This is a genomic window from Streptosporangium sp. CA-135522 (assembly GCF_050949235.1).
GTDB lineage: Bacteria > Actinomycetota > Actinomycetes > Streptosporangiales > Streptosporangiaceae > Streptosporangium.
In genome coordinates this window covers 8,395,699-8,420,240 of the sequence record NZ_CP192026.1, presented here as the reverse complement: position 1 = coordinate 8,420,240, position 24,542 = coordinate 8,395,699, and the positions used below count along the sequence as shown (strand labels likewise).

The window sequence follows — 24,542 nt, the reverse complement described above, 5'->3', positions numbered from 1 at the left end:
CCCCGGGCCCGCTTTTCTCCGACCGCTTTTCCGGGCGGCGGAGATTCAGCCGGTGTTCTCGCAGAAGGCGACGTGGCCGGCGTTGTATCCGTCGACCCAGCCCTTTCTGTCCCAGTCCGCTGATTCGTCGTAGGAGAAGCTCGTGCCCTTGTCGCAGCCCTTGGCGTCCATGAAGCCCTTGCGGTAGGCCTTCCAGTACGCCTCGGGTTTCGCGCCGGCGGTCGGTTCCGTGGCCGACGCGCCCGGCGGGACGCTCGCCACGATCGTCTGTGCCGAGGCGGGGACGGCGGAGAACTGGGACATCGCGGCCGCTCCGAGGACGGAGGCCGTGAGAAGTGCCGAGCTGATCAGCGTCAAGCGCCGCTTGTCGTTCATGGCGTTCCCCTCTGATCGGGCCGCCGGCGGAGACCGTCCGGCGGCCGGTTCACTATGGCCACGATATGAGCGGAATTGTTAAGAGAAAAGGCGATTATTTGATTGTTGTCTTATCCTTGAATCAAATATGGGCGATGGATTTTCCATTCCCGTTCGGTTTATTTCTGCGACATGAGGAAAGTCATGAATTCGCCGCTATAATGTGGCGGCCGGGTCCGCGCTCCCGCGCTTCTCGTCGAGGGCCGGCAGGGCGACGGCGGCCAGCAGCAGGACCGCGCCCGCGACCGACTGCGCGGTGAGCCGCTCACCGAGGACGAACACCCCGATGACCGCCGCGCCGACCGGTTCCACCAGGCTGATCACAGCGGCCGTCGTGGCCCGCACCGCGGCCAGCCCGGTGAAGAAGAGGCCGTAGGCCAGGGCCGTCGGAACCGCGCCGAGGTAGGCGATGATCACCGAGGAGGTGAGCAGGTCGCCCCGGGGCAACAGGCCCTGGGCCAGCGCCAGGGGAAGCAGGCAGAGGCCTCCCACGACGAACCCGCCCATGGCGGTGGCGTACGGCTCGCCGGCGCGGGCCCGGTTGAGCAGGGTCACGCCCGCGTAGCCGGCCGCCGACAGCAGCGACCAAGCGGTCCCGGCCACCGAGAAGGCGGCCGATCCGCCGTCGAGGGTCAGCATGGCCAGACCGGTCAGGGCGACCGCCACCGCGCCCAGCCCCGCCACGCCCAGTCGCTCGCCCAACAGCAGGCGCGCGCCGGCGGCCACCAGGACCGGTGTGGCGCCTATCGTGATCACTGTGGCCACGGCCAGACCGGATTCGGCGATCGCCGCGAAATAGGCCGTCTGGTAGACGGCCATCGCCCCGCCGGTGACCACGATCCGCCCCAGACCGGCGGGACGTCCGAGACCGAACAGGCGTGCCGCCAGCAGGAGCATCACCGCGCCGGAGGCGAAGCGCCAGAACGAGGTCGAGACGGGGCCGAGGCCGCCCGCCCGGTAGAGCAGCGCTCCGGCGGCGCCGCCGGAGCCCCAGGCGGTCGCCGCGATGGACACGTACAGCAGACCCCGCCGTACGGAAACGTGCGTCATGGATGTCTCTCCAGATGAGGTGGTCGTCGTCGGATGCGCACGTATGCAGGCGGCAGCCACCGACCGGATCACCCGGATCCGGTTGTCAGGAGAGAGGAGCGCCCGTTAGCGGGCGCGCGGCGGGGAAATGATGAGCGTCGGCACAGGGCGACCCTAACCGGGCCGCCGCCGCCCCGGCCAGCGGTTATCCGGCCGGACCGGAATTCATGATCCGCCCGCAATCCTGACGTCACTTGACAGGTATAGGCGAAAAGGTGAGGTTCATGACGACGACCGCGAAACTCATCGCCGTGACCATCGACTGCGCCGACCCCAAGCGGCTGGCGGAGTTCTACGCGGCTGTCCTGGGCTACGAGGTCCAGTACGCCGAGGACACCTACGCCGGCATCGGCGACGGCACCATGAGCATCTACTTCCAGCAGAACCTCGAGCGCAAGCCTGCCGCCTGGCCGGGTTCGGACAAGCAGTTCCACCTCGACGTCCGGGTGCCCGACGTGGACAAGGCCGTCCACGACTACCTGGAGCTCGGGGCCACCAAGCCCGACTTCCAGCCTGGCGAGGGGGGCTGGGTCGTGCTCGCCGACCCCGACGGGCACCTCTTCTGCGTCTGCCCGACCCGCGACTAGATCCCGGTTCCCGGCTCAGGCCACGCAGCCCCGGATCCGCCGCATCGACCCCGGGACGTCACGTAGTCGATCATTCCCCTAGACTCACGCGACGAAGATCAACGAAAGGAAGCACATGGGTGCTCGTGGCAAGCTGGCCGCTCTGGCAGTTGCGGTGACGGTCTCTTCGGGGCTGGTCGCCACGGCCGCGCCGGCGAGTGCGGCCGGCCCCTGCGGCAGCGGTTACAACCTGGTCGGCACCTACGACATCGCCTACGAGAGCGGCACGAAGACAGGCACTCTCGAAGTCCGCTGGAACTCCAGCACGGGAATGAACTGCGCTCTCGCCTACGGGTACGGCGACCACTACGGTGCCGAGACCTCCAAGTGGGTGGAAATCAGGCCTTCCGGTAGCAACTCGTGGGACTCGGATCATGGCGTCTACAAGTACTACGCGGGCCCGGTGTACGCCTCCGCTCGGGGCCGGTGTATCGACATCTTCGCCCTCGTGAGCGACGCCACCATAAGTCTAAGTAACGTTCACTGCGGCTGATCTCGACCGTCGGATTCCCGGGAACCGTCACGGTCGCGGGACCGGTCATCCGGCCCGGCACCTGAGCCGGGAAGCAGGCGCGGACCCGCTCCTCCAGGTGGTGTGCGTCGGCCGGCGTGCCGGCCTGCAGACGGGGGCGAGCCGAGTGCGGGGGGGACGATACTCGGCCGCAGGCCGCCCTCCTGAACGATCCCGTGAAGCCGGCGGCCGTGGGCGCGGCGGCGGAATAGGGGTTTGATCCCACTTGGGAGACCCGTTACCTACTCACCGGGCGCTCTAAGCTTGCGGGATGACCCAACTGCCGTTTCTTTACCTATGCCCGATCACCCCTGGCGGGTGGCGATGACATGGGTCGGGATGTCGATCGCTCTGATCGGCGCGCTGGGCTACGCGCTGGGCGCCGCGCTCCAGCAGTTCGAGGCGGTCTCCGCGGGGGCATCGCTCAAACTGATGAGGCGGCCCCGCTGGTGGCTGGGCGGCGTGATCGGGTTCGCCGGGGCATCTTTGCACGCCGTCGCGCTGAGCTTCGCGCCGCTGGTCGCGGTGCAGCCGATCAGCGTGGCGACGCTGGTGTTCGCCGTGCCGCTCGCCGCGATGCTGCACGGCAGGCGCCCGCGCAGGGCGGAGATCATCGGGTCGATCGCGGTGGCCGTCGGCCTGCTCGGCCTGATGCTGCTCGTGCCCGCGCACGCCGTGACGCCGCACATGACGAACCCGGAGGCGTTCGGTTTCCTGGGCTGCGTCGGACTGGTGGTGCTGCTGGCGCACCTGGCCGGGCGGAAGGCGACGGGCGCGGCCAAGGCGCTGTTGCTGTCGATCGGCGCGGGCGCGGTGACGGCCAGCGTGTCCACTTTCGTGCGAGTGGTGGGCGGCGGTCTCGACGGTGACCTGAGCAGGCTGCTGACCTGGTTCACCGTCGCGATCCCCGTGTTGCTGGTCTGCGCGGTGGTGCTGCTGCAGAAATCCTACGAGGTCGGCTACTTCGGCATCGCCTACGCGACGGTGCAGGTGGTCGACCCGATCACCTCGATCCTCGCCGGGGCACTGCTGCTCGACGAGGCGATGCCGACCGGCCTGTCGAACATGATCCCCGCGCTCTTCGCCGCCGCTCTGCTGATCTGGGGAACCGTCACGCTGGGGCGGCTCTCTCCGGACCACGGCGGCAGCCACGCCCCCGCCCGCGAGACGGCTCCGCTCTCGTCGTAGCCCGTTTCCGGGGCGCGCTCCCGCCGGGACACGGACCGATCAGGCGGTGGGCGGTCGCCAGGCGAGCACCTCGTCCAGTGCGCCGGTAAGCCGCTTCGGCGACAGCCGCCAGGCGAGTGCGATCCCCAGGTCGCGCAGCGATACGGCCAGCGGGTTGCGGATCTGGGTGGCGCGGGAGATCGCGGCGGACCGGGCCACGATCTTCGAGGTCCGCTCCAGCCGGGCGGCGGTGTATTCGGCCAGTCCGGCGTCCTTCCCCGCCACATGGGCCAGCACCACCGCGTCCTCGATCGCCTGGCAGCCGCCCTGTCCCATGTTCGGGGGCATGGCGTGGGCCGCGTCGCCCAGCAGCGCGATCTTTCCCCTGTGCATGGAGGGCAACGGGGTGGGGAGGTAGTAGACGTCGTTCCTGAGGATGTTCTCCGGCGGGGTGGCGTCGATCAGCGCGGGAATCGGAGCGTGCCACCTCCTGAACCGGCGCATCAGTTCGGCTCGCTGGTCCCCGCCGCCTCCGCCTGCGGGGACGGCATCGGTGCCGTAGCAGTAGGCCAGGCCCCCGGCGAGCGCCATGAAACCGAAGATCTTGCCGTCGCCCCAGGTCTCGAAGGTCTGACCGGGAATCCCCTCGCCAGGGACGAGCATCCGCCAGGCCGTGACCCCGGAGTAACGCGGTCCGGGGTGGCCGGGGAACAGTGCCGTCCTGATGGGGGAGTGGATGCCGTCGGCGGCCACCACCAGGTCGGCCTCCATCTCGTCCGTCACGGCACTCGCCGGTTCGGCCTCTGGACCCTCGGACCGGAAGGTCACCCGGCCGCTGATCGGATCCGCCCCCGTCACCGTGATGTTCAGTCGGACCGTGTCGGGGGCCAGGCGCGCCGAGAGCGCGTCGACCAGGTCGGCGCGGCGCAGCAGCACCACGGAGTCTCCGTGCTGGGCGGAGGTGTCCTCCTCGGCGGCCTTCAGCAACCACTGGCCGCTCATCGCCCGCCGTATGCCGCCCTCGCCCTGGATCGCCGACAGCCTGCGAACCTCGTCACCGATGCCGAGCGTGTCCAGGGCCCTGATCGCGTTGGCGAAAACGGACAGCCCGGAGCCGACCGGCTCCAGCGACGGGGCGCGCTCGAACACCGTCACATCCCAGCCCCGCTGCTGCAGCGCCACCGCCGCCGTCAGCCCGCCGATCCCCGCTCCGATCACCACTGCACGCGCCATGTCCCTCTCCCTTACTACGAATGTAGTGGACGCTACTACGATAGTAGTTAAACTACAAATGTAGTATCAATGGATGAAGTCCCAACGTGCCGAACTCGTCGCGGAGACCGCCATCACGCTGCTGGCCGAGCGGGGCGTGCACGGCCTGACCCACCGGGCGGTGGACGAGGCGGCCGGGTTGCCGCCGGGCTCCACCTCCAACCTGGCGCGCACCCGCTCGGCGCTCCTGGAACTGGCACTCGAGCGGCTCACCGAGCTGGAGACCGCCGCGTTCGGTTCCGTCCTCGGCGGCGCGGAACCGGCCATGCCCGACGGGGTGGACAGGGCGGCCATGCTGGACATGCTCGTCGAGACGACGGCCAAGGTGCTGTGGAAGCAGCTCACCGTCGACCGCCGCCGGACGGTCGCCCGCTACGAGCTGGCCATGGAGGCCACCCGCCGTCCCGAGCTCCGCGCGGTCTACGACGAGGCGGGACGCCGCTTCCGCGACCCCGCCGTCGCGATGCTCGTCGCCCTGGGGTCGCCGGATCCGGTACGGCACGGCCGCCAGATGGTCGCTTTCAGCGAGGGCGTGATGTTCGATGCCCTCATCGGGGCAGGGACGCCGCCGACCCTGGAGGACCTCCGCCTCGGGATCGGCGAACTGCTCCGGGGGATGCTGGCGTAGCCGCCGTGCGCCCGGCTGTCATCGTGCCCGTCGTGTCCGCCGTGCGCCGGGCTGTCATCGTGCCCGTCGTGTCCGCCGTGCGTGCCGCGTCCGCTGGTCCGTCGTGTCCGCCATGTTCACTGTGTCTGTCGCGTCCGCTGGTCCGCCGCGCTCACCGTGCCAGCAGGCGGGCGCGGTGGGCGGGCCATTCGTCGTCGAGGATGCTGAAGTAGGTGGTGTCACGCCAGGTGCCGTCCGTGCGGCGGCGCTGGCGACGCAGGACCCCTTCGTGGACGCCGCCGATGCGCCGGATCGCGGCCTGGGAGCGGGTGTTGAGGATGTCGGTCTTGAGCTGGACGCGGTTGAAGCCGAGCTTGCCGAAGGCGTGGTCGATCAGCAGGACCTTGCACTCGGTGTTCACCGCGGAGCGCCACACGGCCCTGCCGTACCAGGTCCAGCCGATCTCGATGCTGTCGGCGTATCCCGGGGTGGCGATGTAGGTGGTCCAGCCGACCGCTCGGCCCGTCTCGCGGGAGATCACCGCGAACGGCACGCTCTCGGGATCACCGATCAGCTGCTCCGCCGTCCTCTCCAGGTCACTCTCCTCACGCGGGGTGGAGATCGGGAGCCAGCGCCACACCTCCTCGTCGCCGCCGCCGGCCAGGAACAGGTCGGGGACGTGGGCGAGGGTGAGCGGTTCGAGCCGTACGGCATCGCCTTCGAGCGTGATGGGGGCGGGCATGAGCGCGGTCATGGAGGAGACCCTAGGACAGGTGGCGGGACGGTCAGAAGGTCCACTCCGGGGCGCGTCCCGGCGACCACTTCGCGACCGGCTTCGCCGGCAGGCGCCACCGGTGGTGCGGTCGCGGCTGGCGTTGTCACCGACGTCAATGTTTAACATCGGAGCCCTTCCCCGAGGGAATCCCTCCCTCCTCATCGATTGGACACCGATGACCGTCACGGCCGGCCCCGACGACCGCGCGCTCCTGCTCGACCACGACCGGCGCTTCTTCGACGCTCTGATGGCGGCCGACGTCGCAGGCCTGGACTCCCTGCTGGCCGACGACTTCGTCCTGGTCGCCGTCAACGACGGCGCGATCGCGACCAGAGCCGACCTGCTCGACCTGGTGTCGTCCGGAACCCTCCGGTTTCCCGCGGTGGAGTCCTTCCCGGATGAGGCCGTCGTCCGCCGGATCGGAGACGTCGGCGTCGTCGTGGGGCGGACCGGCATGAGCTTCACCGGCGCCGACGGCACCGCCTTCACCTCCGGCAGCCGGTACACCCACGTCTTCGCCGCCGACTCCGGCACGGGATGGCGGCTCCTGTCCGCGCAGGGCACGGAGATCAAGCCCGGCTCGTGACGCCGTCTCCCTCCGGTTCCGATGGCGTGGTGCCTCTTCGGGGCGGGGTCGAGGTCTTCTACGGGCTCGAAGGGCACGGGTTCGGCCAGGAGGTGTGTCGACATCCATACCGTCCGGTCGGTACGCTCCAGGGAGACCGTGAGGAGAGCCCATGGATTTCGCCTTCGACGCCACCACCGAGGAGCTGCGGGAGCGGCTGCTCGGCTTCATGGACGAGTGCGTCTATCCGGCCGAGGAGGCCTTCGAGGCCCAGGGGGCCGAGAGCGGCTGGGCCAGCCCCCCGCTGATGGAGGACCTCAAGCAGGAAGCGCGCAGGCGGGGCCTGTGGAACCTCTTCCTGCCGGGTGAGCATGGGGCGGGGCTGACCAACCTGCAATACGCCCCGCTGGCGGAGATCATGGGCCGCTCGCCCCGGATCGCCCCCACCGCGACCAACTGCGCCGCCCCGGACACCGGCAACATGGAAGTGCTGTCCATGTTCGGCAACGACTGGCAGCGCAAGGAGTGGCTGGAGCCGCTGCTGCGCGGGGAGATCCGGTCGGCGTTCGCGATGACCGAGCCGGACTCCGCGTCCTCGGACGCCACGAACATCGCGCTGTCGATCGTCCGGGACGGCTCCGAATACGTGATCAACGGCCGCAAGTGGTTCGCCTCGGGGGCGATGAACCCGAACTGCAAGATCCTCATCGTCATGGGCAAGACCGACCCGGAGGCCTCCTCGCACCGGCAGCAGTCCATGGTCCTGGTGCCGCGTGACACGCCCGGCGTGGACATCCGGCGGGGCATGCACGTGTTCGGCTACTCCGACGCCGACCACGGCGGCCACGCCGAGATCGTGTTCGACGACGCCAGGGTGCCGGTGGACAACCTGATCGGCGAGGAGGGCGGCGGCTTCGCGATCGCCCAGGCGCGTCTGGGGCCGGGGCGGATCCACCATTGCATGCGGTTGATCGGCATGGCCGAGCGGGCCGTCGAGTTGATGTGCACGCGGACCCTGTCGCGAAGCACGTTCGGAAAGCCGATCGCCCGGCAGGGAGTCGTCCAGGACTGGATCGCCGAGTCGCGGGTGAGGATCGAGCAGCTCCGCCTGCTGGTGCTGAAGACCGCCTGGCTGATGGACACCGTCGGCAACCGCGGCGCCCACACCGAGATCCAGGCCATCAAGATAGCCACCCCGCGCGATGTGGAGTGGATCCTGGACAAGGCCATCCAGGCGCACGGCGCCGGAGGCGTCAGCCAGGACTTCCCGCTGGCGGGCCTGTGGGCGGGCGCGCGGTCCCTGCGGCTCGCCGACGGGCCTGACGAGGTGCACAAGCGCTCCCTGGCCTACCGCGAGCTCAAAAAGCACATGACCTGAACCCGCGTCCCTCCCCGCCTCCACCGCGGAAAGACGTTCCCATGAGTGGAAAGACGTTCCCATGAAGGGACGTTCCCGTGTCCGGGCGCGTTCCCATGAAGGGACGTTCCCGTGTTCGGGCGCGTTCCCGTGTTCGGGCGCGACCGGGACCAGATATCCGATGAAGCCAGACACCCGATGAAGGGAGTGTCCGTTCGTGGCGTTGGACGAGGAGACGATCAGGGAGCGCGCCGTCGCGTTCCTGGCCGCGCACGACCCCGCCGGAGACCGGCTGGAGTTCCTGGAAGCCCGGTTCGATGCCGGGCTGGCCTGGGTGCACTTCCCCGAGGGGCTCGGTGGTCTCGGCGCTCCACGGGAGCTGCAGAACGTGGTGGAGCAGGAGCTGGCGGGGACCCCGCAGCTCGACACCGGGGTGCAGGCGATCGGGCTGGGCATGGCCGCACCGACGATCCTGACATTCGGCACCGACGAGCAGCGCAGGAGGTTCCTGCGCCCGCTGTGGACGGGCGAGGAGATCTGGTGTCAGCTCTTCAGCGAGCCCGGCGCCGGATCGGACCTGGCGACGCTCGGCACACGGGCGGTCCGCGACGGCGACGAGTGGGTCGTGGACGGGCAGAAGGTGTGGACCTCCGGCGCCCACCACGCCCGCTGGGCGATCCTGGTCGCCAGGACCGACGCGGACGTGCCCAAGCACCGGGGACTGACCTACTTCGTGTGCGACATGCACGCCCCCGGCGTCGACGTCCGGCCGCTGCGACAGATCACCGGTGAGGCCGAGTTCAACGAGGTCTTCCTCACGGGCGTGCGGCTCGACGACTCCCTGCGGCTGGGCGAGGTGGGCGACGGGTGGCGGGTGGCGCAGACCACGCTCATGAACGAGCGGGTGGCGATCGGCGGCGCGCCGGTCCGACGGGGCGGCGGCATGGTCGGCGTGGTCGCCGAGACCTGGCGGGCCCGGCCCGAGCTGCGCACCCACGACCTGCACCAGCGGCTGCTGCGGCTGTGGGTGGAGGCGGAGGCCACCCGGCTGGCCGGAGCACGGCTGCGCGAGCAGCTCTCCGCCGGGCAGCCGGGCCCGGAGGGCTCGGGCATGAAGCTATCCTTCGCCTCGCTCAACCAGGCGCTGTCCGGGCTGGATGTGGAGCTGCGCGGGGAGGAGGGACTCGGCTACGACGACTGGACGTTCCGCCGCTCCGACAGCGTGGACTTCTTCGGCCGCGGCCCCGGATACCGCTACCTGCGGGCCAAGGGCAACTCGATCGAGGGCGGCACCTCCGAGATCCTGCGCAACATCGTCGCCGAGCGGGTGCTCGGCCTGCCGTCGGAACCCCGCGTCGACAAGGACGCGCCCTGGAAGGACCTGCCCCGGTGACGGCTCCCGGCCCGATGACGGCTCCCGGCCCGGTGAGCGGAGCGGGGGGCGCGGCGGTCCGCATGACGAACGAGGAAGCGGCGGTCCGCATGACGAACGAGGAAGTGGCGGTCCGCATGACGAACGAGGAAGTGGTGAGCGACCAGTGACGCTTCTGTACACCGAGGTCGAGGAAGAGCTGCGGGCCTCCGTGCGGGACCTGCTCGCCGACCGTAGCGGTCCCGACGCCGTGCTGAGGCGGCTCGAGTCCGCCTCGCCGTACGACATGGACCTGTGGAAGACGCTGTCACGGGAGATCGGGGTGGCGGGCCTGCTCGTGCCGGAGGAGTACGGCGGGGCGGGGGCGTCGGCGCGTGAGGTCGCGGTGGTGCTGGAAGAGCTGGGGCGGGCGGTGGCGCCGGTGCCTTTCCTCACCAGCTCGGTGCTCGCGACGAAGGCCCTGCTGGCGGTGGGGGAGGAGGACCTGATCCAGGAACTCGCCTCCGGTGAGACCACGGCGGCGCTCGCGGTGTCGCTGGCGGCCTCGCCGTACAGGCCGCTGCCGCAGAGCGTCACGGTCACCGACCGGGGGACACTGAGCGGGGAGGTCAGGGCGGTGGCCGGCGCGGACGTGGCCGACGTGCTGCTCGTCCCGGTCGGCCAGGCGCTGTACCGGGTGGAGGCCGGGCACGTCCGGGTCGACGTGGTGCCGTCGCTGGACCTGACCCGGCCGATCGCCACCGTCACGTTCTCCGACGCCCCGGGTGAGGTGATCGGCTCCTTCGACGCCCGCCGGGTGCTGGGCTTCGGAGCGGGTCTGCTCGCCTCCGAGCAGCTCGGGGTCGCGCAGTGGTGCCTGGACACGACGCTCGCCTACATCAAGGAGCGCCACCAGTTCGCCCGGCCGATCGGCTCCTTCCAGGCGATCAAGCACCGGATGGCCGACCTCTGGCTGGATGTGGTGCGTGCCCGCGCGGCGGCCAGGAACGCCGCCGACACGCTGGCGTCGGCGTCGGCGTCGGCGTCGGCCGAGGCGATCGAGGCGGCCGAACTCGCGGTGGCGGTCGCCAAGTCCTGGTGTTCCGAGGTGGCCCTGCACGTCGCCGAGGAGACGGTGCAGCTCCACGGCGGGATCGGGATGACCTGGGAGCACCCGGTGCACCTGTATCTCAAGCGCGCCAAGTCCACCGGGATCGCGCTCGGCACCCCCGGCGCCCACCGGGACGCGCTCGCGGTCCTCGCGGATCTGCCCGCTCCCGTCTGACCCACGTCGGCACGACGGCGACGGCGGCATGAGGGCGACGGCGGCGTGAGGGCGACGGCGGCGTGAGGGCGACGGCGACAAGATGACACGACGGCGGCGACACGACGGCGGCATGAGGGCGGCACGACGACGGCCCCCGGCGCGGAGCCGGGGGCCGTCGTCGTGCCGGACGATGCGGGAAGGTCAGTGAACCGGGTCGCCCTCCTCGCGGGCGTGCCGGGGGAGGAGGAAGCCGACCAGGAAGGTCAGCGCGACCATCCCCGCGACCACCCAGAAGGTGCTCCGCGCGGCGGCGGTGGGGTCGCCGCCCATCGCGCCGAAGAAGACGGTGCCGAGCAGGGCCACCCCGAGCGCCGCTCCGACCTGCTGGAGCGCGGTGAGAGTGCCGGAGGCGGAGCCGGTCTCGTGCGGCTCGACGCCGGCCAGCGCGATCTCGAAGTACGGGCCCATGATCAGGCCTGACCCCAGGCCGGTGACGAGCAGCGCGGGGGTGAGCTGCCAGGGGCTCACTCCGGGTTCGAGGAGCAGCAGCAGGGCGACGACGCCGGCCGTCATGATCACGGCACCCGCGTGCAGCACCCGGCGGCCGTGCTTCCTGACCGCCTGCACCACGCCCATGCCGACGATCATGCCCACGGAGAGCGGGACGCCGGCCAGACCGGCCTTCAGCGGGGTGTAGCCGAGGCCGAGCTGGGTGTAGAGATTGAAGACCAGGCCGAACCCGCTGAAGGCGGAGAAGTAGATCGTTCCGGTGAACATGCCGCCGACGAACGCGCGCTTGCGGAACAGGCTCGGCGCGACCAGCGGGTCGCCGCCCTTGCGGTTCTTGCGCGATTCGTACCAGCCGAAGAACGCGAACACCGCCGCGGAGCTGGCCATCATCACGAACGTCCAGGCCGGCCAGTCGTACTCGCGGCCCTGGACCAGCGGGAAGACGATCAGCAGCGAGCCGAGGGAGGCCAGGAGCGCGCCGGGAAGGTCGAGCCTGACCGCCCGGGTCAGCCGGGTGGCGGGCAGGAACCTCATCGCGGCCAGCACCGTGACCAGGCCGACCGGCAGGTTGATCAGGAAGACCATGCGCCAGCCGGTGCCGAAGAAGTCGGCGTCGACCAACCAGCCCGACAGGATCGGGCCGCCGATCGCGGACAGTCCCATGATCGGGCCGAACGCGCCGAACGCCGCCTGAAGCTCCTTCGGCGGGAACATCTCCTTCATCATGCCGAGCCCCTGCGGGACCATCGCGGCGCCGAACAGACCCTGGATCACCCGGGCGGCGATCACGGTCTCCGGCGAGACGGAGATCGCGCAGAGCAGCGAGCCGACCACGAAGCCGGTCGCGCCGATGAGGAACATCCGCTTGCGGCCGACGATGTCGCCCAGCCGGCCGCCGGTGAGCAGTCCGGCCGTCATGGCCAGCGTGTACGCCGCGCCCAACCACTGGATCATCGAGGTGCCGCCGCCGAGGTCGGCCTGCATCGTCGGGCCGGCGATGTTGGTGACGGTGGCGTCGAGGAGCTCCATCACGGAGCCGGCGAGGATCACGAAGAGGGCGGGCCAGCGCCATTTGTACGGCGCGGACCCGGCGGCTTCCTGTGCCTCCACCGGGCGGATGTCGAGGGTGGTCATCGCTCCTCCAGAGCCTGTCGTTCGGGGGTAAGTGAACGTTACGAGGCATTGCGGAAAGGTTGGTTCCGCAATCGGACGCGAAGCGTGGATCTTCTGCGGAGCGGTGTGATTTTTCGTGAGGACGGCCTCTTCGAGGGCGATGAGTTCCTCTCGGAGGCGGCCGGGCGTCGTGAAGAAGTGAAAGAGGGGGCTATTTCGGCCGCAGGGAGGTGAGGAGCAGGTCGGCGAAGTGCTCTCCGACCTCGGCGCCCGACAGCGGGCCCTCCGCGCTGTACCAGGTGCCCAGGTGGTGGACCGAGCCGAAGAAGAAGTCGACGACCATCTCGGCGGGAGTGTCGTCCCGGAAGGTGCCCTCGCGCTGCCCTTCGATGACGAGGTCGCGGAAGCGCTCGTGGTAACGGCGGCGTTCGGCGCGGACGTTCTTGCGGGTGTCGGGGGCGAGCAGGTGCATGGAGCGGAAGAAGATCTTGGAGTCGTCCAGGTTCTCCACCGTGGTCCGCACGACGTCGGCGGCGGCGGCGTGCAGGCGCCCGGCCACCGGGCCGGGGCCGTCGGCGAGGCGGGTCAGCCGCTCCATCTGCATGCGCAGCACGCGCCCGTAGATCTCGTGGAGCAGGTCGTCCTTGGAGTCGAAGTAGTGGTACATGGCGCCCTTGGTGACGCCGGCCGCCGCGACGATCTCCTGCACCGAGGTGCTCTCGAAGCCCCGCTCGGCGAACAGGCGGGTGGCCTCGCCGAGCAGGCGCTGCCGTACCGGCTCCTGATCCTGAGTCATTTGTCCCCCTGATGTCGTGCGGCAAGCATACCGACTGGTCGGTCAAACTGGCGGGCAGGTATCGAGGTTGTGTTACTTCCATCACCTTTGGATGCCTGGGGCCCCCGCCCGGGTATTTCATAGCTGAGGGATCTTCAGCGTCGCAGATCCGCCTCCTTCCATCTCTCGTCGACCCCGGAGGGTTCGCTGTGCCCGGCGGATCAATCTACGTGACGCCTGATGACCAGGTTCACGGCCTGTCGCCCCAGGTCATGTACGAGCAGTTCTGGATCAAGGACGCCGAGCACCGCCGGAAGGCGCGTTGGGTCAAGGCGGCCGCCGGACTGGTCGTGGGCGTCCTGCTCGCCTACCGCTTCGACCTGCCCTCGCCCCCGGTGGTCGGGGTCGTGACCGGTCTGCTGGCCGCCGCCGCCGACATGTTCTGGGCCTGGCACTCCTACGAGGCCACCGCGGTCTGGCGGGGCAGGCGCCGGGGCGAGGTCATCACCGGCAAGCTGCTGCGCCGTAAGCTCCGCAGGCACGGCTACAACGTCCTCGACGGCCGTGCCGTGCCCGGACAGGCCTCGATCGACCACCTCGTCATCGGCCCCGGCGGTATCTGGGTGGTCGACAACGAGGCCTGGCACCCCGAGACCGAGATCGCCAGGTACGGCGAGCGGCTGTTCCTCGGCGAGAAGTACGGCTCCAAGGTGGCCAAGGCGCTCGTCGACGCCTCCGACTCCCTGGCCGAGGTCCTCTCCCGGGAGTCGGGCATCTCCGTCACGATCGAGCCGCTGCTCGCCGTGCACGGCGGAGAGCTCCGCCGGACGGTCACCGCCGAGGGGCTCACGCTGCTCAAGCCGCGTCTGGTGGCCCGCTGGATCCTGCGCGGGCCGCGCGCGGAGTTCGACGAGAATCAGGTGGAGCTGCTCTCCCGGACCGCCGCCCGGGTGCTGCGCCGGATGGGCTGAGCCGGGCATGCCGTGCTCATTTCCCGCGCGATCCGGTATGGCTCCGCCCCAGCCCGAACGCGGCGAGCACGGCCACGGCCACGGCCACGGCGACGGCGATCCAGCCGGCGCCCATGACCGCGACCCATCCGGCCACCGTTCGCTGTACGGTTCTCGCGGCGCCGACGATCGGATCACCGGTCGAGGCTCCCGCGAAAACGCGCAGTTCGTACCAGCCGTAGTAGACGACGTACAGCCCGGCGAGCAGGAGCAGGCCGCCGCCGATCCGTGACGCGTACGGCAGGATCCGCCGCAGACCACCCACGACCGCGCCCCTGGCCAGCGCGACGGCCAGCGACAGAAGGACGACGACCAGCCCCATGCCGAGCGCGTAGGCCACGAAGACCGCCAGCCCGCCGAGCACCCCGCCGCCGACCATGGCGGCGGAGACGACCGCGAGGAACGGTCCGACCGTGCACGACAGCGAGGCCACCGCGTAGGACAGCCCGTACCCGTACAGCGATCTCACCGACATCGCCGGGCGGCCGGTGGCGAGCTTCGGGGTGCGCGGCGACAACTCCCCGCCGCTCAGTAGCCACAGCCCCAGTGCGGCGAGGGCGACGCCGATCACGATCGTCAGCCAGGGGAGGTACTTCCCGACGGATATGGTCAGCGGGGTGAGGACCAGGCCGGACAGGCCGAAGACGGTGACGAACCCGCCCGTCATCGCGGCCGAGAGCTTGAGCGCCCGCGGCACCGGGCCGGAGCGAGCGCCCGTGTCGTCGGCGAGGAGCATGGTCAGGTAGGCCGGGAGCAGAGCGAAGCCGCACGGGTTGAACGCGGCCAGAGTGCCCGCGGTGAGGGCCAGCGCGAGCGGCAGGTCGGCGTTCACCGCCGTAGCGATCCCGGCGGAGACGTCGTGCTAGCCGGCCAGTAGCTTCGTGACATAACCGGTCAGCTCTTCGGTGGTGAGCGGCCCCAACGTCCGTCTGTTCCAGCCGTTCGGCCTCATGAACACGTAAGTGGACTGCTCGCTGACCCCCAGCTTGGTCCAGACCACGCCCTTGTCGTCGGAGAGCTGCACGATGGTGCCGGTCTTGGTGCGCTGGACGAACTCCTTCATCGCCGCCTCGGTGTCGAGGCCCGCGACACCGATGAAGGCGACGTCATGGAACTTCGCCGAGGCCGCCCTGACCGCCGGCGCCTCGTCATGGCAGTCCACGCACCACGGCGCCCAGAACCAGAAGACCACATACTTTCCCGCCAGGCTCTCGCCCTTGAAAACCTTGCCGTCCAGAGTTCTGGCGGTGAACTTCAGCGCGTCGGGAACGGTCACCGCCGCGGCGGAAGACGACGCGGCCGAAGGCGACGGCTCGGCGCGGAGCGCACCGACTGAGCCGTACCCCCGCGCTCCGCACGCGGTCGTCAGCAACGCGGCGGTCATGAGGACCGCCGCCGTACGGGTCCTCACCACCACTCCAGCATAACCAGATCCCTATCCTGCGCTCACCTGCCGGGCGGGCGGCGCCCGTCGCGACCGGGCGGCGGCTTCAGGGCGTCTGGCCGGGCTTGTCGACGATGCCGGAGTCCAGCACGGACATGGCGCTCGTCTGGCCGTCGTTCACGACCTTCACACCGAGGTAGTGGTAGTCGCCGGGGTCGAGGATGTAGTAACCCTTGCCTGCCGCGCCCAGGTCGAGGACGACGCCGATGCCCTTGCGCCCGTCCCCGTCCGTGGCGTTCTCCTCGATCGTGACATTCGGGATCTTCGCCAGGGCCCGGTACATCCCCGCGGCCGTGTCCGGAGGGATTATGGGCCCGAACTTCATGTACCACCCGATCGCCCCGAAGGCCTTGACGTCCTTCTCGGTCCCCGCGGGGCACTCCGGCTCGCAGATCGACATCGGCGTCAGCTCCTGCGGGAGGTTGCGGAAGTGCTCGAGCAGCGCGTCCGGATCCGTGGGGAAGCCCTCCAACTCCCGCTGGGTCTTGGCGGGGTATGTCGGGCCCTTCTCCTTGCCCATCTTCAGCCTGCCGCCCTCGCGGACGGCGTTCCCCTCTCCGTCCATCCGGGCCCAGTGCTCGAACGTCGGGAGATCCCCCCTCAAGTGCTGCGACTCCTTCATGTAGATCCACTGGTCCGGGCGGATGTCGGCGGCCTCGGTGCTGGCGGCGACGAGCGCGGCGCGCTCCAGCACCGATGCCGCGGAAGGCGGCCGGACCGCGACCGGACGCTCCACCGGTTCCACGGTTCCCCCGAACCGGGTCGCGGCCAGGACGGCGACGGCCAGCGCGCCGGCCCCGGCCAGGGAGAGCCCCCAATGTAGGCGCGGCGCGGACCGCGCCGACCGGCGGCGGGGCGCGGAGGAGTCCGCCCGGATCTCGGCGAGCAGCCGGTGTTCCTCGGCCCGCACATCGGGCTTTTCCGGAACCTCGTCCCGCAGCTTCTTGAGAAGTTCGAGCTCGCTCACGTGTTCATCCCTTCGAATACGGTCGGATCGATGTCACCGAGTGCCCGGCGAAGTCTGCTTCGAGCCCGGCTGACCCGCGAACGCACGGTCCCCACCGGTACGCCGAGCGCCTCCGTGGTCTGCTCGTACGTGAGATCTGCCCACGTCACAAGCAGCAGCGCGTCCCTGTTTCCCCGAGGGAGCCCCGCCAGCGCCGCGGCGAGCCTGCGCCGCGCGCCGTTCGCCACCACTCTCTCGTCGACCTGGTCGGTGAACGGCTCGGTCACTGAATCCGCCCCCGTGCGGCTCAGCGCCCGATACAGGGCGATCTCGCGGCGGCGGTGCCGCCCGATGAGGTTGGTGGTGATGCCGTAGAGCCATGACCGCGCGTCGCCGCGAGCCGGGTCGTACGAGTCCCGGTTCTGGAAGGCCGCCGCGAAGGTCTCGGCGACGACGTCCTCGGCGGGGTCCTGGCCCAGCCGCCTGATGACATAGCGCTTGAGCGCCGGCGCGTGGCGGGTGAACAGCGTGGCGAATCGTTCAGGCTCATCCCGGGACCACGCGATCACCGTGGCGTCGTCGGCCGCGTCCGTGCCCATGTCCGGGTAGAGGTCCGTGTACGTGGCCACGAGTGGAGGCGGTAGGTCCGTCCGGCTCTGTTGTCGCATCTCATGCCTCTCGGGTCTCTGCTGTGACACCGGTAATTGCCGCCGGGCGGACCTGCGGTTCCCACGATTTCAGGAAAAATCAGGGTTCGATCGCGTAGCGGACGGCGCTGCCGCTGTCGGTCGTCGGATTCGCTCCCGAGCTGGATCAGAACAACACCGCGCCCGTCCATCCGTCACCGTTCCGCCACCTCGAACCAGACCGACCTGCCCGCCTCGTCGTCGTGACGGGACGATCCCCAGGCGGTCGCGAGCAGATCGACCAGCCACAGGCCCCGGCCGCCGTCGGCGTCGGCTTCCGGCACGTGCACGGTGGGGGCGCTGGTGGCCGAGCCGTCGTCGGTCACCTCCACGTGGACCACTCCGGGGTCGAATGTCATGTGGACCGTCACCCGGCCGCCCGCCGTACGGCCGGAGTCGGAGTGGGCGACCGCGTTGGTGACCACCTCGCTCAGCAGCAGCAGGACGTCGTCGAACGCTGGAGGCGCGAGCCGTACGGCCAGCAATCCATGTGCCCAGGCGCGGGCCGCCGGTACGGACGCCACCTCGCCGGGGAACTCCCTGCGCCACGAGCCGTGTCGCGCGTCCGTGCAAGGGATCTCCGGGACAGCGTGGGGCCTGATCCGCTCCTCCGATCTCATGCGCCCACCTCCGCCATGACGATGTCGGCCGCGTTGTCGGCCGTCGCCAGCACCCATTCGCTCCGCGGCCACAGGCGCGCCCACCACGGCCGCCAAGTGAACACCCAGCCGCAGTAACGCCGGATGACCGTGATCCGGGCCAGGGTTCCCGCCGCCGAGTGGACCTCCAGGATCGGCTGCCCGCTCACCGGCAGGACCAGCGAGGTGCGGACTCCGAGAGCGCGCAGGTCCCAGCCGAGCCGTACCAGGTGGACGAACCGTTCCCGCTGCTCCGTGGTGGTGGTGGGGTCCGGGGGTTTCCGCTGGGCACGTGCGGAACGGGAAAGGCCATATTCCTGATCGCGCATCACTCGTCTCGATCCTGTTCGGCGGGAATTCAGATCGCTTTCTTTTCCTTCCTGTCGGAAAGAGAAAGCGTGTGCTTAGATTGCCCTTGAGCAGGTTAAACAATGGCGATATCCGCAGGCCGGAGGATGGCTGGTGATGACGGTCCACGGTTTGTCCAAACCGGCTTCTGGCATTTCCGTCGTAGCAGGAAGTCCGTTTTTCTCTTTTTGGGGATGAATGCGATGAGTGTCGAGCCTTTTCCCGACCCCGGGTCCCCCCGCGTGCGGTTCGGCGCCGAGATGCGTCGCCTGCGAGAGGAGGCCCAGCTCTCCCAGGCCGCCGTGGCCTCCCGTCTGGGATGCACCCAGACCCAGGTGAGTCGTCTGGAGGCCGCCACCCGGACCCCGTCGAAGTCCGACGCCGAGCGGCTGGACCGGCTCTTCGGCTCGGACGGCAGCGCGTTCTTCGCCGGGATGCACCGGCGCATCGTCGCCCGCCCGGGCAGCCCTGCCTGGTTCGCGAACTGGGTCGAGGAGATCGAGCCCAACGCCCTCGTTCTACGGTCGTGGGACCCACTGCTGATCCCGGGCTTGCTACAGACGGAGTCCTATGCCCGGCACCTTTTCAGCCACGGCCCCCGAGCTACTCCCGACGAGGTGGAGGAACGTGTCCAAGCCCGTATGCGCCGTCGGCGAATCCTCGACAAGGAGCATTCTCCTCTTCTCCTGGTTCTCATCGACGAGGGAGTGCTACGCCGTAAGGTCAGCGGCTCGCAAGTGATGGGCGAGCAGCTCGCCTATCTATTGGAAGTCGCTCAGCGGCCCGAAATCTCCATTCAGGTCGTTGATCCAGAGTGCATGGCCGGACTGGCCGGTCCTTTTATGATCGCTGAGCTTCCGAACGGGCAGCCGGACACCGTTCACGCGGACTCTCCGGTGGAGGGGCAGGTTACGGCCGACCCTATTTATGTGGCTTCGATATGGAACCGCTATGAGGCGATACGCCGGTGGGCTTACCCTGACCGTATGTCCCTCAAAATGATCGAGGAAGCGAGGCGGGAATGGACCTGAGCGCCGCCGTGTGGCGGAAGTCCTCACGTTCTTCGGACAACGGAGGTCAGTGCGTCGAGGTCGCCGACAACCTGCCGGGCGTGGTCGCGGTCCGCGACAGCAAGGATCCCGATGGTCCCAGGCTGCTCTTCACCCCCGCCGAGTGGCGCTCCTTCGTCGGCGGCGTCAAGGCCGGAGATTTCGACCGTCTGACCTGATCGCCTGGGACACAGGCCGCCGGGGGCAGGTCCCGCCCGGCATAGGTGGCCAGGAAATGGAAGGAGGACCGGGGACGCCGCCGGATGTCGAGGTGCATTACGTCTGCAGACCGGGTGAGGCGTTCACACGCGCGTACCGCCCTGCCCCGCCGTTGCCGACGGCGGCTTCAGACATGTTTCCGGTGATCCCACGTGTTTCCGCAGGTGGTCTGGGATAGTGACTGCGTGCGTAAGGTACACATCGAGGCCAAACCAGATCACCTCCTCCGTCTTGCCCGCCTGAAGGACCCGGTGGGCGCGGTCGTGGAGATGATTTGGAACGCGCTGGATGCCGAAGCGTGTCAGATCAGCGTCGCCATCGACATCAACGAACTGGGCGGAGTCGAGTCGGTCAGCGTCACCGACAACGGCCACGGAATGCCCAATGCCTCCTGCGGAGGATTATTTGGCGGCCTGGGCGGCTCATGGAAGATCAAGGCCAAGGTCTCGCCCGAGCTGAAACGTGGCCTGCACGGCCGCAGCGGGCAAGGGAGGCTCCGCGCGTTCGCCCTGGGTGAGCAGGTGCGCTGGATCACGGTCGCGCAGGCGCTCGACGGTCGCGTCGAGCGCACGGTCATCAGCGGGGCGATCGATCGGCCGGCGGATTTCGACATTTCCGAGCCGGATCATGTGAACGACTCGCCTGGAACGCGAGTTGAGGCGCTGGTCCCGGCGGACTTCGTCACCCGCTTGGTCCAGGACGACACGGCTCAGCAGCTCGCCTCGACCTTCGCTCCGTTTCTCGCTGCGAATCCCGATGTGAGCATCACTTACCAGGGGAAGCTGCTCGACCCGGCCACTGTCTGGGCTGACATGGCGCAGTATCCAGTGCCGTGGCCGGACCTTAGCGGACATGCGGATCCGCTGCTCCGCGTCATCGAATGGCCCAAGGACGTCGGCCGGGTTCTCGCCCTCTGTGATGCCAGCGGCGTCGTGCTGGATGAGGTTCCGCCGGGGATTCAGGCGCCGGGATATCACTTCACGGCTTATCTCCTGTGGGACGGGTTCGTCGAGCGGCGGAGCGATCTTCCGCTGGCGGAGATGGATGAGATCGCGGGCCTTCTTGAGGCCGCACGGGAAACGCTACGGGGGCACTTCAAGGAGCGTGACCGGGAGCGCCGAGCCCGGCTGATCCAGGAGTGGAAGCGCGAGGAGGTCTATCCCTATCCGAAGGAGCCTACTGAGCCCGCACAGGCGGTCGAACGCCAGATGTTCGACGAGGTCGCGACCACGATCGCACGCCGTCTCCCTGGTTCGCAGCAGAGCCGGAAGACTACTCTCCGGCTCCTCCGGGAGATCATCTCCCATGACCCCAACGGTCTGTATCCGATGTTGGACGAACTGTTCCGTCTGCCGCAGTCAGAGCAGGAAGAGCTCAAGCGTCTTCTCCAGCGGACGAGTCTCTCCGAAGTGATCAAAGCGACCGGGCAGGTGGCCGACCGGCTGGATTTCGTCGCCGCGCTAAAGAAGCTCGTCTTCGAACCGGAGATCAGCAGAACGGTCAAGGAGCGGAGCGAACTACACAAAATCCTTGAGCGCGAGACATGGATCTTCGGGGACGCGTACGGGCTGATGGTCAGCGACCAGAGCCTGGACGCCGTGCTCGACCGTCATCTGAAGGCTTTGGGCCGGGAGCCGGAGGGCGGCCAGTCCGATCCGGTGCGTAGAGAGGACGGCCGGCAGGGGATCGTCGACCTCCTGCTGGGCAGGGCTCATCGCGGAAGTTCCGGCAGGGAACACCTGGTGGTCGAGCTCAAGGCTCCCAAGGTGAAGATCGGCCAGACCGAGGTCGGCCAGATCAAGAGTTATGCCCAGGCCGTTGTCAGTGATCCCCAGTTCAGGGATGCCCGGGTCGCTTGGGATTTCTGGGTTCTCTCCACAGAGATGGACGACGTCGTCCGGCGAGATGCCACAGCCCCGAACCGCCCACCGGGTTGCATCGCCGAGTGGGAGGGCGGCGTCCGCATCTGGGCGAGGACTTGGAGCGAGATCATCGACGACTGTGAGGATCGCCTCCACTTCTACCGCGACAGGTTGAATCATGACCCTGCGACCGAACATGCGATGGAGTATCTCCGGCGGGTTCACGGCACCGTGATGCCTGAGGTGACCACACAGGCGTAGCCTCATCCAAGACTTGGAGGTCAGGCTGAGCGTTTGTCATGATGCACGCCGAGATCTGATGGTCCGTGAAGCGCACCTACGAGCGCCGCGAGGTGCCTGGGAAGCCGGGGCTCGTCGAGGTGCTCTCCGGAAGCACTGTCCAAGGCGTCGTCGTCGAACTTCATGGCTCCAGTGTAGAAGGCCGCCCTTTGCCGACAACGGGACTTGCCCGAAAGACATCGCGCTGAGCCGGGCGTCGGAGAACACCTCGTTCTTCGATATCAGGCGAGTTCCTCGATGAAGGCCGCGAGCTGGACGATGTTGCGGCATTCGTGCATCGGGACGATCGCGCCGTAGGCCGTGGCCAGCGAGTCGCCGGTGTCCCACTGGCTCACCGGCTCCGGGTTGAGCCAGTAGGCGTGCCGAGCCTCCCCGCTCAGGCGTCTCAGCGTCTCCAGCGCGGGCGGCTGGTAGTTGGAACGCGCGTCGCCCAGGATCAGCAGAGACGTCTTGGGCCCGATGGCGTCGCCGTAGCGCTCGGCGAACCGTTCGAGCGCGTTGCCGTAGTTGGTCCGGCCGAACCGCACCATGTCGGCCTCCCGGGTCAGCCGGGTCATCGCCTCCACCACGTCGGCGCCGGGGACGAAGAACCGGGTGATCTCGTCCACGGTGTCCACGAAGCCGAACGCCCTGACCCTGGTGAACTGCTCGCGCAGCGCGTAGGTCAGCAGCAGCGTGAAGTGGGCGAAGGAGGCGACCGAGTCGCTGGCGTCGCAGAGGACGACCAGCTCGGGCTTGTGCGGGCGGCGCGGCTTGTTGAAGGTGGTCAGCGGCACCCCGCCGCTGGACAGCGAGGCCCGCACGGTCCGGCGGAAGTCCAGGCGGCCCCGGTGGCCGTGCCGGTGTTTGACGGTCAACCGGGCGGCCAGGCGGCGGGCCAGCGGGTGGACCTCCCTGCGCAGCCTGGCCAGGTCGGCCTTCGTCACCCGGAGGAAGTCGAGCTGCTCCAGCGGAGGCCGTACGGCGGAGCGCGCGATCCGTTCGATCCCGGAGTCCTCGGCGATGCGGCGGCGCACGTCGGTGGAGACGGCGTCCTCGAACCGCCGGGTGTTCTCGCCGATCCGCTGCCGGGCCACCTTCTCCGCCAGGCCTCCGCGCTCCTGGCCGGCCAGCACCTCGGCGAGCAGCCGGGCCATGAGCGTCTCGGGGGACAGCGCCCGCAGCACCGAGTAGGAGAACCAGTTCTGCCGCCCGGGGCCGGCGGGCTGACGGCCGAAGCGCTCCACCATCGCCCGGGCGAACTCGTTCATCCCGTCGGCGCCCAGCAACAGCTCGGCCAGCCGGTCCCGCAGCTCGCGGAGCTCGGCGACCCCGGCGGTCTCCAGGTCCGGGACGTTCGGGCCGTCCGGGCCGTCTTCCGGGTCTTCCGGGTGCGAGCCATACAGGCCGGTGGTCGAGGCGGGGAACCACAGATCGAAGAGCGTGTCGAAGCCGGGCCGGTGTGAGGGCCGTTTGACCAGGGTCGCGGCGTAGGCGGCGCGCAGTGACTCCCGCTCGCCCAGATCGATCACCTGTAGCGCCCGCGCCGCGTCCAGCCCCTCGGCGAGCGACACGGGCAAACCGGCCCCGCGCAGCGCGTGCACGAACGCGACGTGCCGGTCGAGGAGGCTCATGTCCGGCCTCCCGCCCCACCGGTCCGACCGCTCGCGGTATGGACCATGCCACAGACCACGGCGCGGATCACGGCGCTCACCGGGCGGGTCACGGGGTTTCCGGTGCGGGTCACGCTCACAGCGCGAGCTCCTTGCGCGCGCGGGTCTGGTCGGAGGCGTGCTTGAGGACCACCCCGAGGGTGGCGCCGACCGTCGCCTCGTCCAGCTCGGTACGGCCCAGCGCGAGCAGCGTGTTGGCCCAGTCGACGGTCTCGGCGATCGAGGGCGCCTTCTTCAACTCCAGGGTGCGCATCGTGGCGACCGTGCGCGCGAGCTGCTCGGCCAGGCTCGCCTCGATCGCGGGCACCTGCGCCAGCACGATGTCGCGCTCGCGCTCCGGCGTCGGATACTCCAGGTGCAGGTAGAGGCAGCGCCGCTTGAGCGCCTCCGACAGCTCGCGGGTCGCGTTGGAGGTCAGCACCACGTACGGCCTGCGCACGGCGGTGATCGTGCCGAGCTCGGGGATCGTGACCTGGTAGTCGGAGAGGATCTCCAGCAGCAGTCCCTCCACCTCGACGTCGGCCTTGTCGGTCTCGTCGATCAGCAGGACCGTCGGGGTCTCGGACCGGATCGCCCGCAGCAGGGGCCGCTCCAGCAGGAACTCCTCGGTGAAGATGTCGTCGTGGGTGGCGTCCCAGTCCTGGCCGTTGCCGGCCTGGATCCGCAGGAGCTGCTTTTTGTAGTTCCACTCGTACAGCGCCCGAGCCTCATCGAGCCCCTCGTAGCATTGCAGCCGGACGAGCGAGGCCCCGGTCGCCGCCGCCACGGCCTTGGCGAGCTGGGTCTTGCCCACCCCGGCCGGCCCTTCGGCGAGCAGCGGCTTGCCCAGCGCCCCGGCCAGGAACACCGAGGTCGCGATGGAGTCGTCGGCGAGGTAGTCCACGGCGTCGAGCCGCTCCCGGACGTCGGCGGGCGAGGCGAACCACATGTGCACTCCCAGTGCAGGACCGAATGTTGTTCTACCTTAACGGTTCGACGTTCTTCGTTTC

The 24,542-nt window shown here is 69.3% G+C and carries 28 protein-coding genes; 13 read left to right on the top strand and 15 right to left on the bottom strand.

The window, feature by feature from the left end; all coding sequences use genetic code 11:
- Positions 1 to 45 precede the first annotated feature (45 nt).
- Together ACQPYK_RS39705 and ACQPYK_RS39700 are read right to left on the bottom strand one after the other, a co-directional pair.
- On the bottom strand, positions 46 to 375 hold the full coding sequence (locus ACQPYK_RS39705) for a hypothetical protein (RefSeq protein ID WP_433243364.1): 330 nt from the start codon (positions 373 to 375) through the stop codon (positions 46 to 48).
- A 195-nt stretch (positions 376 to 570) separates the two neighbouring features.
- The gene (locus ACQPYK_RS39700) at positions 571 to 1,464 is read right to left on the bottom strand and encodes a DMT family transporter (protein ID WP_433243361.1); all 894 of its coding nucleotides are present in this window, start codon (positions 1,462 to 1,464) and stop codon (positions 571 to 573) included.
- A gap of 263 nt (positions 1,465 to 1,727) precedes the next feature.
- On the opposite strand from ACQPYK_RS39700, the gene ACQPYK_RS39695 reads away from it, so the two are divergent.
- The 3 genes from ACQPYK_RS39695 to ACQPYK_RS39685 all read left to right on the top strand — a co-directional run bounded on the left by ACQPYK_RS39695 (position 1,728) and on the right by ACQPYK_RS39685 (position 3,828).
- A complete protein-coding gene (locus ACQPYK_RS39695) occupies positions 1,728 to 2,090 on the top strand; it encodes a VOC family protein (RefSeq protein WP_433243358.1) in 363 nt (120 codons plus the stop codon).
- Positions 2,091 to 2,205: 115 nt separating this feature from the next.
- A complete protein-coding gene (locus tag ACQPYK_RS39690; protein ID WP_433243355.1) occupies positions 2,206 to 2,622 on the top strand; it encodes a spore-associated protein A in 417 nt (138 codons plus the stop codon).
- Between the two features lie 315 nt (positions 2,623 to 2,937).
- A complete protein-coding gene (locus ACQPYK_RS39685; protein WP_433243352.1) occupies positions 2,938 to 3,828 on the top strand; it encodes a DMT family transporter in 891 nt (296 codons plus the stop codon).
- A gap of 39 nt (positions 3,829 to 3,867) precedes the next feature.
- Here ACQPYK_RS39685 and ACQPYK_RS39680 read toward each other — a convergent pair whose 3' ends face one another.
- Positions 3,868 to 5,040: an FAD-dependent oxidoreductase gene (locus tag ACQPYK_RS39680; protein ID WP_433243349.1), complete on the bottom strand. Its 1,173-nt coding sequence runs from the start codon at positions 5,038 to 5,040 to the stop codon at positions 3,868 to 3,870.
- A 73-nt stretch (positions 5,041 to 5,113) separates the two neighbouring features.
- Between ACQPYK_RS39680 and ACQPYK_RS39675 the strand changes: the two genes are divergently transcribed.
- Complete coding sequence (locus ACQPYK_RS39675) at positions 5,114 to 5,707, top strand: TetR/AcrR family transcriptional regulator (protein WP_433243346.1); 594 nt, start codon at positions 5,114 to 5,116, stop codon at positions 5,705 to 5,707.
- A 151-nt stretch (positions 5,708 to 5,858) separates the two neighbouring features.
- Here ACQPYK_RS39675 and ACQPYK_RS39670 read toward each other — a convergent pair whose 3' ends face one another.
- Positions 5,859 to 6,440: a GNAT family N-acetyltransferase gene (locus ACQPYK_RS39670; RefSeq protein WP_433243344.1), complete on the bottom strand. Its 582-nt coding sequence runs from the start codon at positions 6,438 to 6,440 to the stop codon at positions 5,859 to 5,861.
- 196 nt (positions 6,441 to 6,636) lie between these two features.
- On the opposite strand from ACQPYK_RS39670, the gene ACQPYK_RS39665 reads away from it, so the two are divergent.
- The 5 genes from ACQPYK_RS39665 to ACQPYK_RS39645 all read left to right on the top strand — a co-directional run bounded on the left by ACQPYK_RS39665 (position 6,637) and on the right by ACQPYK_RS39645 (position 11,019).
- On the top strand, positions 6,637 to 7,047 hold the full coding sequence (locus ACQPYK_RS39665; RefSeq protein ID WP_433243341.1) for a YybH family protein: 411 nt from the start codon (positions 6,637 to 6,639) through the stop codon (positions 7,045 to 7,047).
- Positions 7,048 to 7,198: 151 nt separating this feature from the next.
- Entirely contained in the window at positions 7,199 to 8,404 is a 1,206-nt protein-coding gene (locus ACQPYK_RS39660) for an acyl-CoA dehydrogenase family protein (RefSeq protein WP_433243338.1), read from the top strand.
- A 196-nt stretch (positions 8,405 to 8,600) separates the two neighbouring features.
- Complete coding sequence (locus ACQPYK_RS39655; protein ID WP_433243335.1) at positions 8,601 to 9,776, top strand: acyl-CoA dehydrogenase family protein; 1,176 nt, start codon at positions 8,601 to 8,603, stop codon at positions 9,774 to 9,776.
- Positions 9,773 to 9,925 carry a hypothetical protein gene (locus ACQPYK_RS39650; protein ID WP_433243332.1) on the top strand — a complete coding sequence of 51 codons (153 nt, stop codon included), beginning with the start codon at positions 9,773 to 9,775 and terminating at the stop codon, positions 9,923 to 9,925. The genes ACQPYK_RS39655 and ACQPYK_RS39650 overlap by 4 nt, the downstream gene beginning before the upstream one ends.
- On the top strand, positions 9,922 to 11,019 hold the full coding sequence (locus tag ACQPYK_RS39645) for an acyl-CoA dehydrogenase family protein (RefSeq protein WP_433243329.1): 1,098 nt from the start codon (positions 9,922 to 9,924) through the stop codon (positions 11,017 to 11,019). Before ACQPYK_RS39650 ends, ACQPYK_RS39645 begins: the two co-directional genes overlap by 4 nt.
- A 183-nt stretch (positions 11,020 to 11,202) precedes the next feature.
- Here the strand turns inward: ACQPYK_RS39645 and ACQPYK_RS39640 are convergent, their stop codons facing one another.
- Together ACQPYK_RS39640 and ACQPYK_RS39635 are read right to left on the bottom strand one after the other, a co-directional pair.
- Positions 11,203 to 12,645: an MFS transporter gene (locus tag ACQPYK_RS39640; RefSeq protein WP_433243326.1), complete on the bottom strand. Its 1,443-nt coding sequence runs from the start codon at positions 12,643 to 12,645 to the stop codon at positions 11,203 to 11,205.
- A 190-nt stretch (positions 12,646 to 12,835) separates the two neighbouring features.
- Positions 12,836 to 13,420 carry a TetR/AcrR family transcriptional regulator gene (locus tag ACQPYK_RS39635; protein WP_433243323.1) on the bottom strand — a complete coding sequence of 195 codons (585 nt, stop codon included), beginning with the start codon at positions 13,418 to 13,420 and terminating at the stop codon, positions 12,836 to 12,838.
- 209 nt (positions 13,421 to 13,629) lie between these two features.
- On the opposite strand from ACQPYK_RS39635, the gene ACQPYK_RS39630 reads away from it, so the two are divergent.
- Positions 13,630 to 14,370, top strand: coding sequence for a nuclease-related domain-containing protein (locus tag ACQPYK_RS39630; RefSeq protein ID WP_433243320.1), 741 nt, complete (start codon positions 13,630 to 13,632; stop codon positions 14,368 to 14,370).
- A gap of 16 nt (positions 14,371 to 14,386) precedes the next feature.
- Here the strand turns inward: ACQPYK_RS39630 and ACQPYK_RS39625 are convergent, their stop codons facing one another.
- The 6 genes from ACQPYK_RS39625 to ACQPYK_RS39600 all read right to left on the bottom strand — a co-directional run bounded on the left by ACQPYK_RS39625 (position 14,387) and on the right by ACQPYK_RS39600 (position 18,452).
- Entirely contained in the window at positions 14,387 to 15,241 is an 855-nt protein-coding gene (locus ACQPYK_RS39625) for a cytochrome c biogenesis CcdA family protein (RefSeq protein ID WP_433243317.1), read from the bottom strand.
- Between the two features lie 30 nt (positions 15,242 to 15,271).
- The gene (locus ACQPYK_RS39620) at positions 15,272 to 15,820 is read right to left on the bottom strand and encodes a TlpA family protein disulfide reductase (RefSeq protein WP_433243314.1); all 549 of its coding nucleotides are present in this window, start codon (positions 15,818 to 15,820) and stop codon (positions 15,272 to 15,274) included.
- Between the two features lie 79 nt (positions 15,821 to 15,899).
- Complete coding sequence (locus tag ACQPYK_RS39615; RefSeq protein WP_433243312.1) at positions 15,900 to 16,820, bottom strand: CU044_5270 family protein; 921 nt, start codon at positions 16,818 to 16,820, stop codon at positions 15,900 to 15,902.
- Positions 16,817 to 17,428, bottom strand: coding sequence for an RNA polymerase sigma factor (locus ACQPYK_RS39610; RefSeq protein WP_433243309.1), 612 nt, complete (start codon positions 17,426 to 17,428; stop codon positions 16,817 to 16,819). Before ACQPYK_RS39610 ends, ACQPYK_RS39615 begins: the two co-directional genes overlap by 4 nt.
- A gap of 212 nt (positions 17,429 to 17,640) precedes the next feature.
- On the bottom strand, positions 17,641 to 18,105 hold the full coding sequence (locus ACQPYK_RS39605; protein ID WP_433243306.1) for an ATP-binding protein: 465 nt from the start codon (positions 18,103 to 18,105) through the stop codon (positions 17,641 to 17,643).
- On the bottom strand, positions 18,102 to 18,452 hold the full coding sequence (locus ACQPYK_RS39600; RefSeq protein ID WP_433243303.1) for a hypothetical protein: 351 nt from the start codon (positions 18,450 to 18,452) through the stop codon (positions 18,102 to 18,104). The genes ACQPYK_RS39605 and ACQPYK_RS39600 overlap by 4 nt, the downstream gene beginning before the upstream one ends.
- A gap of 126 nt (positions 18,453 to 18,578) precedes the next feature.
- On the opposite strand from ACQPYK_RS39600, the gene ACQPYK_RS39595 reads away from it, so the two are divergent.
- The 3 genes from ACQPYK_RS39595 (at position 18,579) to ACQPYK_RS39585 (ending at position 21,862) form a co-directional block, all read left to right on the top strand.
- A complete protein-coding gene (locus ACQPYK_RS39595) occupies positions 18,579 to 19,502 on the top strand; it encodes a helix-turn-helix domain-containing protein (protein ID WP_433243300.1) in 924 nt (307 codons plus the stop codon).
- Positions 19,493 to 19,699: a DUF397 domain-containing protein gene (locus tag ACQPYK_RS39590; RefSeq protein ID WP_433243297.1), complete on the top strand. Its 207-nt coding sequence runs from the start codon at positions 19,493 to 19,495 to the stop codon at positions 19,697 to 19,699. The genes ACQPYK_RS39595 and ACQPYK_RS39590 overlap by 10 nt, the downstream gene beginning before the upstream one ends.
- 225 nt (positions 19,700 to 19,924) lie before the next feature.
- The gene (locus ACQPYK_RS39585; protein WP_433243294.1) at positions 19,925 to 21,862 is read left to right on the top strand and encodes an ATP-binding protein; all 1,938 of its coding nucleotides are present in this window, start codon (positions 19,925 to 19,927) and stop codon (positions 21,860 to 21,862) included.
- A 20-nt stretch (positions 21,863 to 21,882) separates the two neighbouring features.
- On the opposite strand, the gene ACQPYK_RS39580 is transcribed toward ACQPYK_RS39585, so the two are convergent.
- The 3 genes from ACQPYK_RS39580 to ACQPYK_RS39570 all read right to left on the bottom strand — a co-directional run bounded on the left by ACQPYK_RS39580 (position 21,883) and on the right by ACQPYK_RS39570 (position 24,481).
- Positions 21,883 to 22,026, bottom strand: coding sequence for a hypothetical protein (locus ACQPYK_RS39580; protein ID WP_433243291.1), 144 nt, complete (start codon positions 22,024 to 22,026; stop codon positions 21,883 to 21,885).
- Between the two features lie 96 nt (positions 22,027 to 22,122).
- Positions 22,123 to 23,514 (bottom strand): vWA domain-containing protein, encoded by a 1,392-nt coding sequence (locus ACQPYK_RS39575; RefSeq protein WP_433243288.1) that lies wholly within the window; start codon positions 23,512 to 23,514, stop codon positions 22,123 to 22,125.
- Between the two features lie 115 nt (positions 23,515 to 23,629).
- A complete protein-coding gene (locus ACQPYK_RS39570; RefSeq protein WP_433243285.1) occupies positions 23,630 to 24,481 on the bottom strand; it encodes an AAA family ATPase in 852 nt (283 codons plus the stop codon).
- Between the last annotated feature and the right edge of the window lie 61 nt (positions 24,482 to 24,542).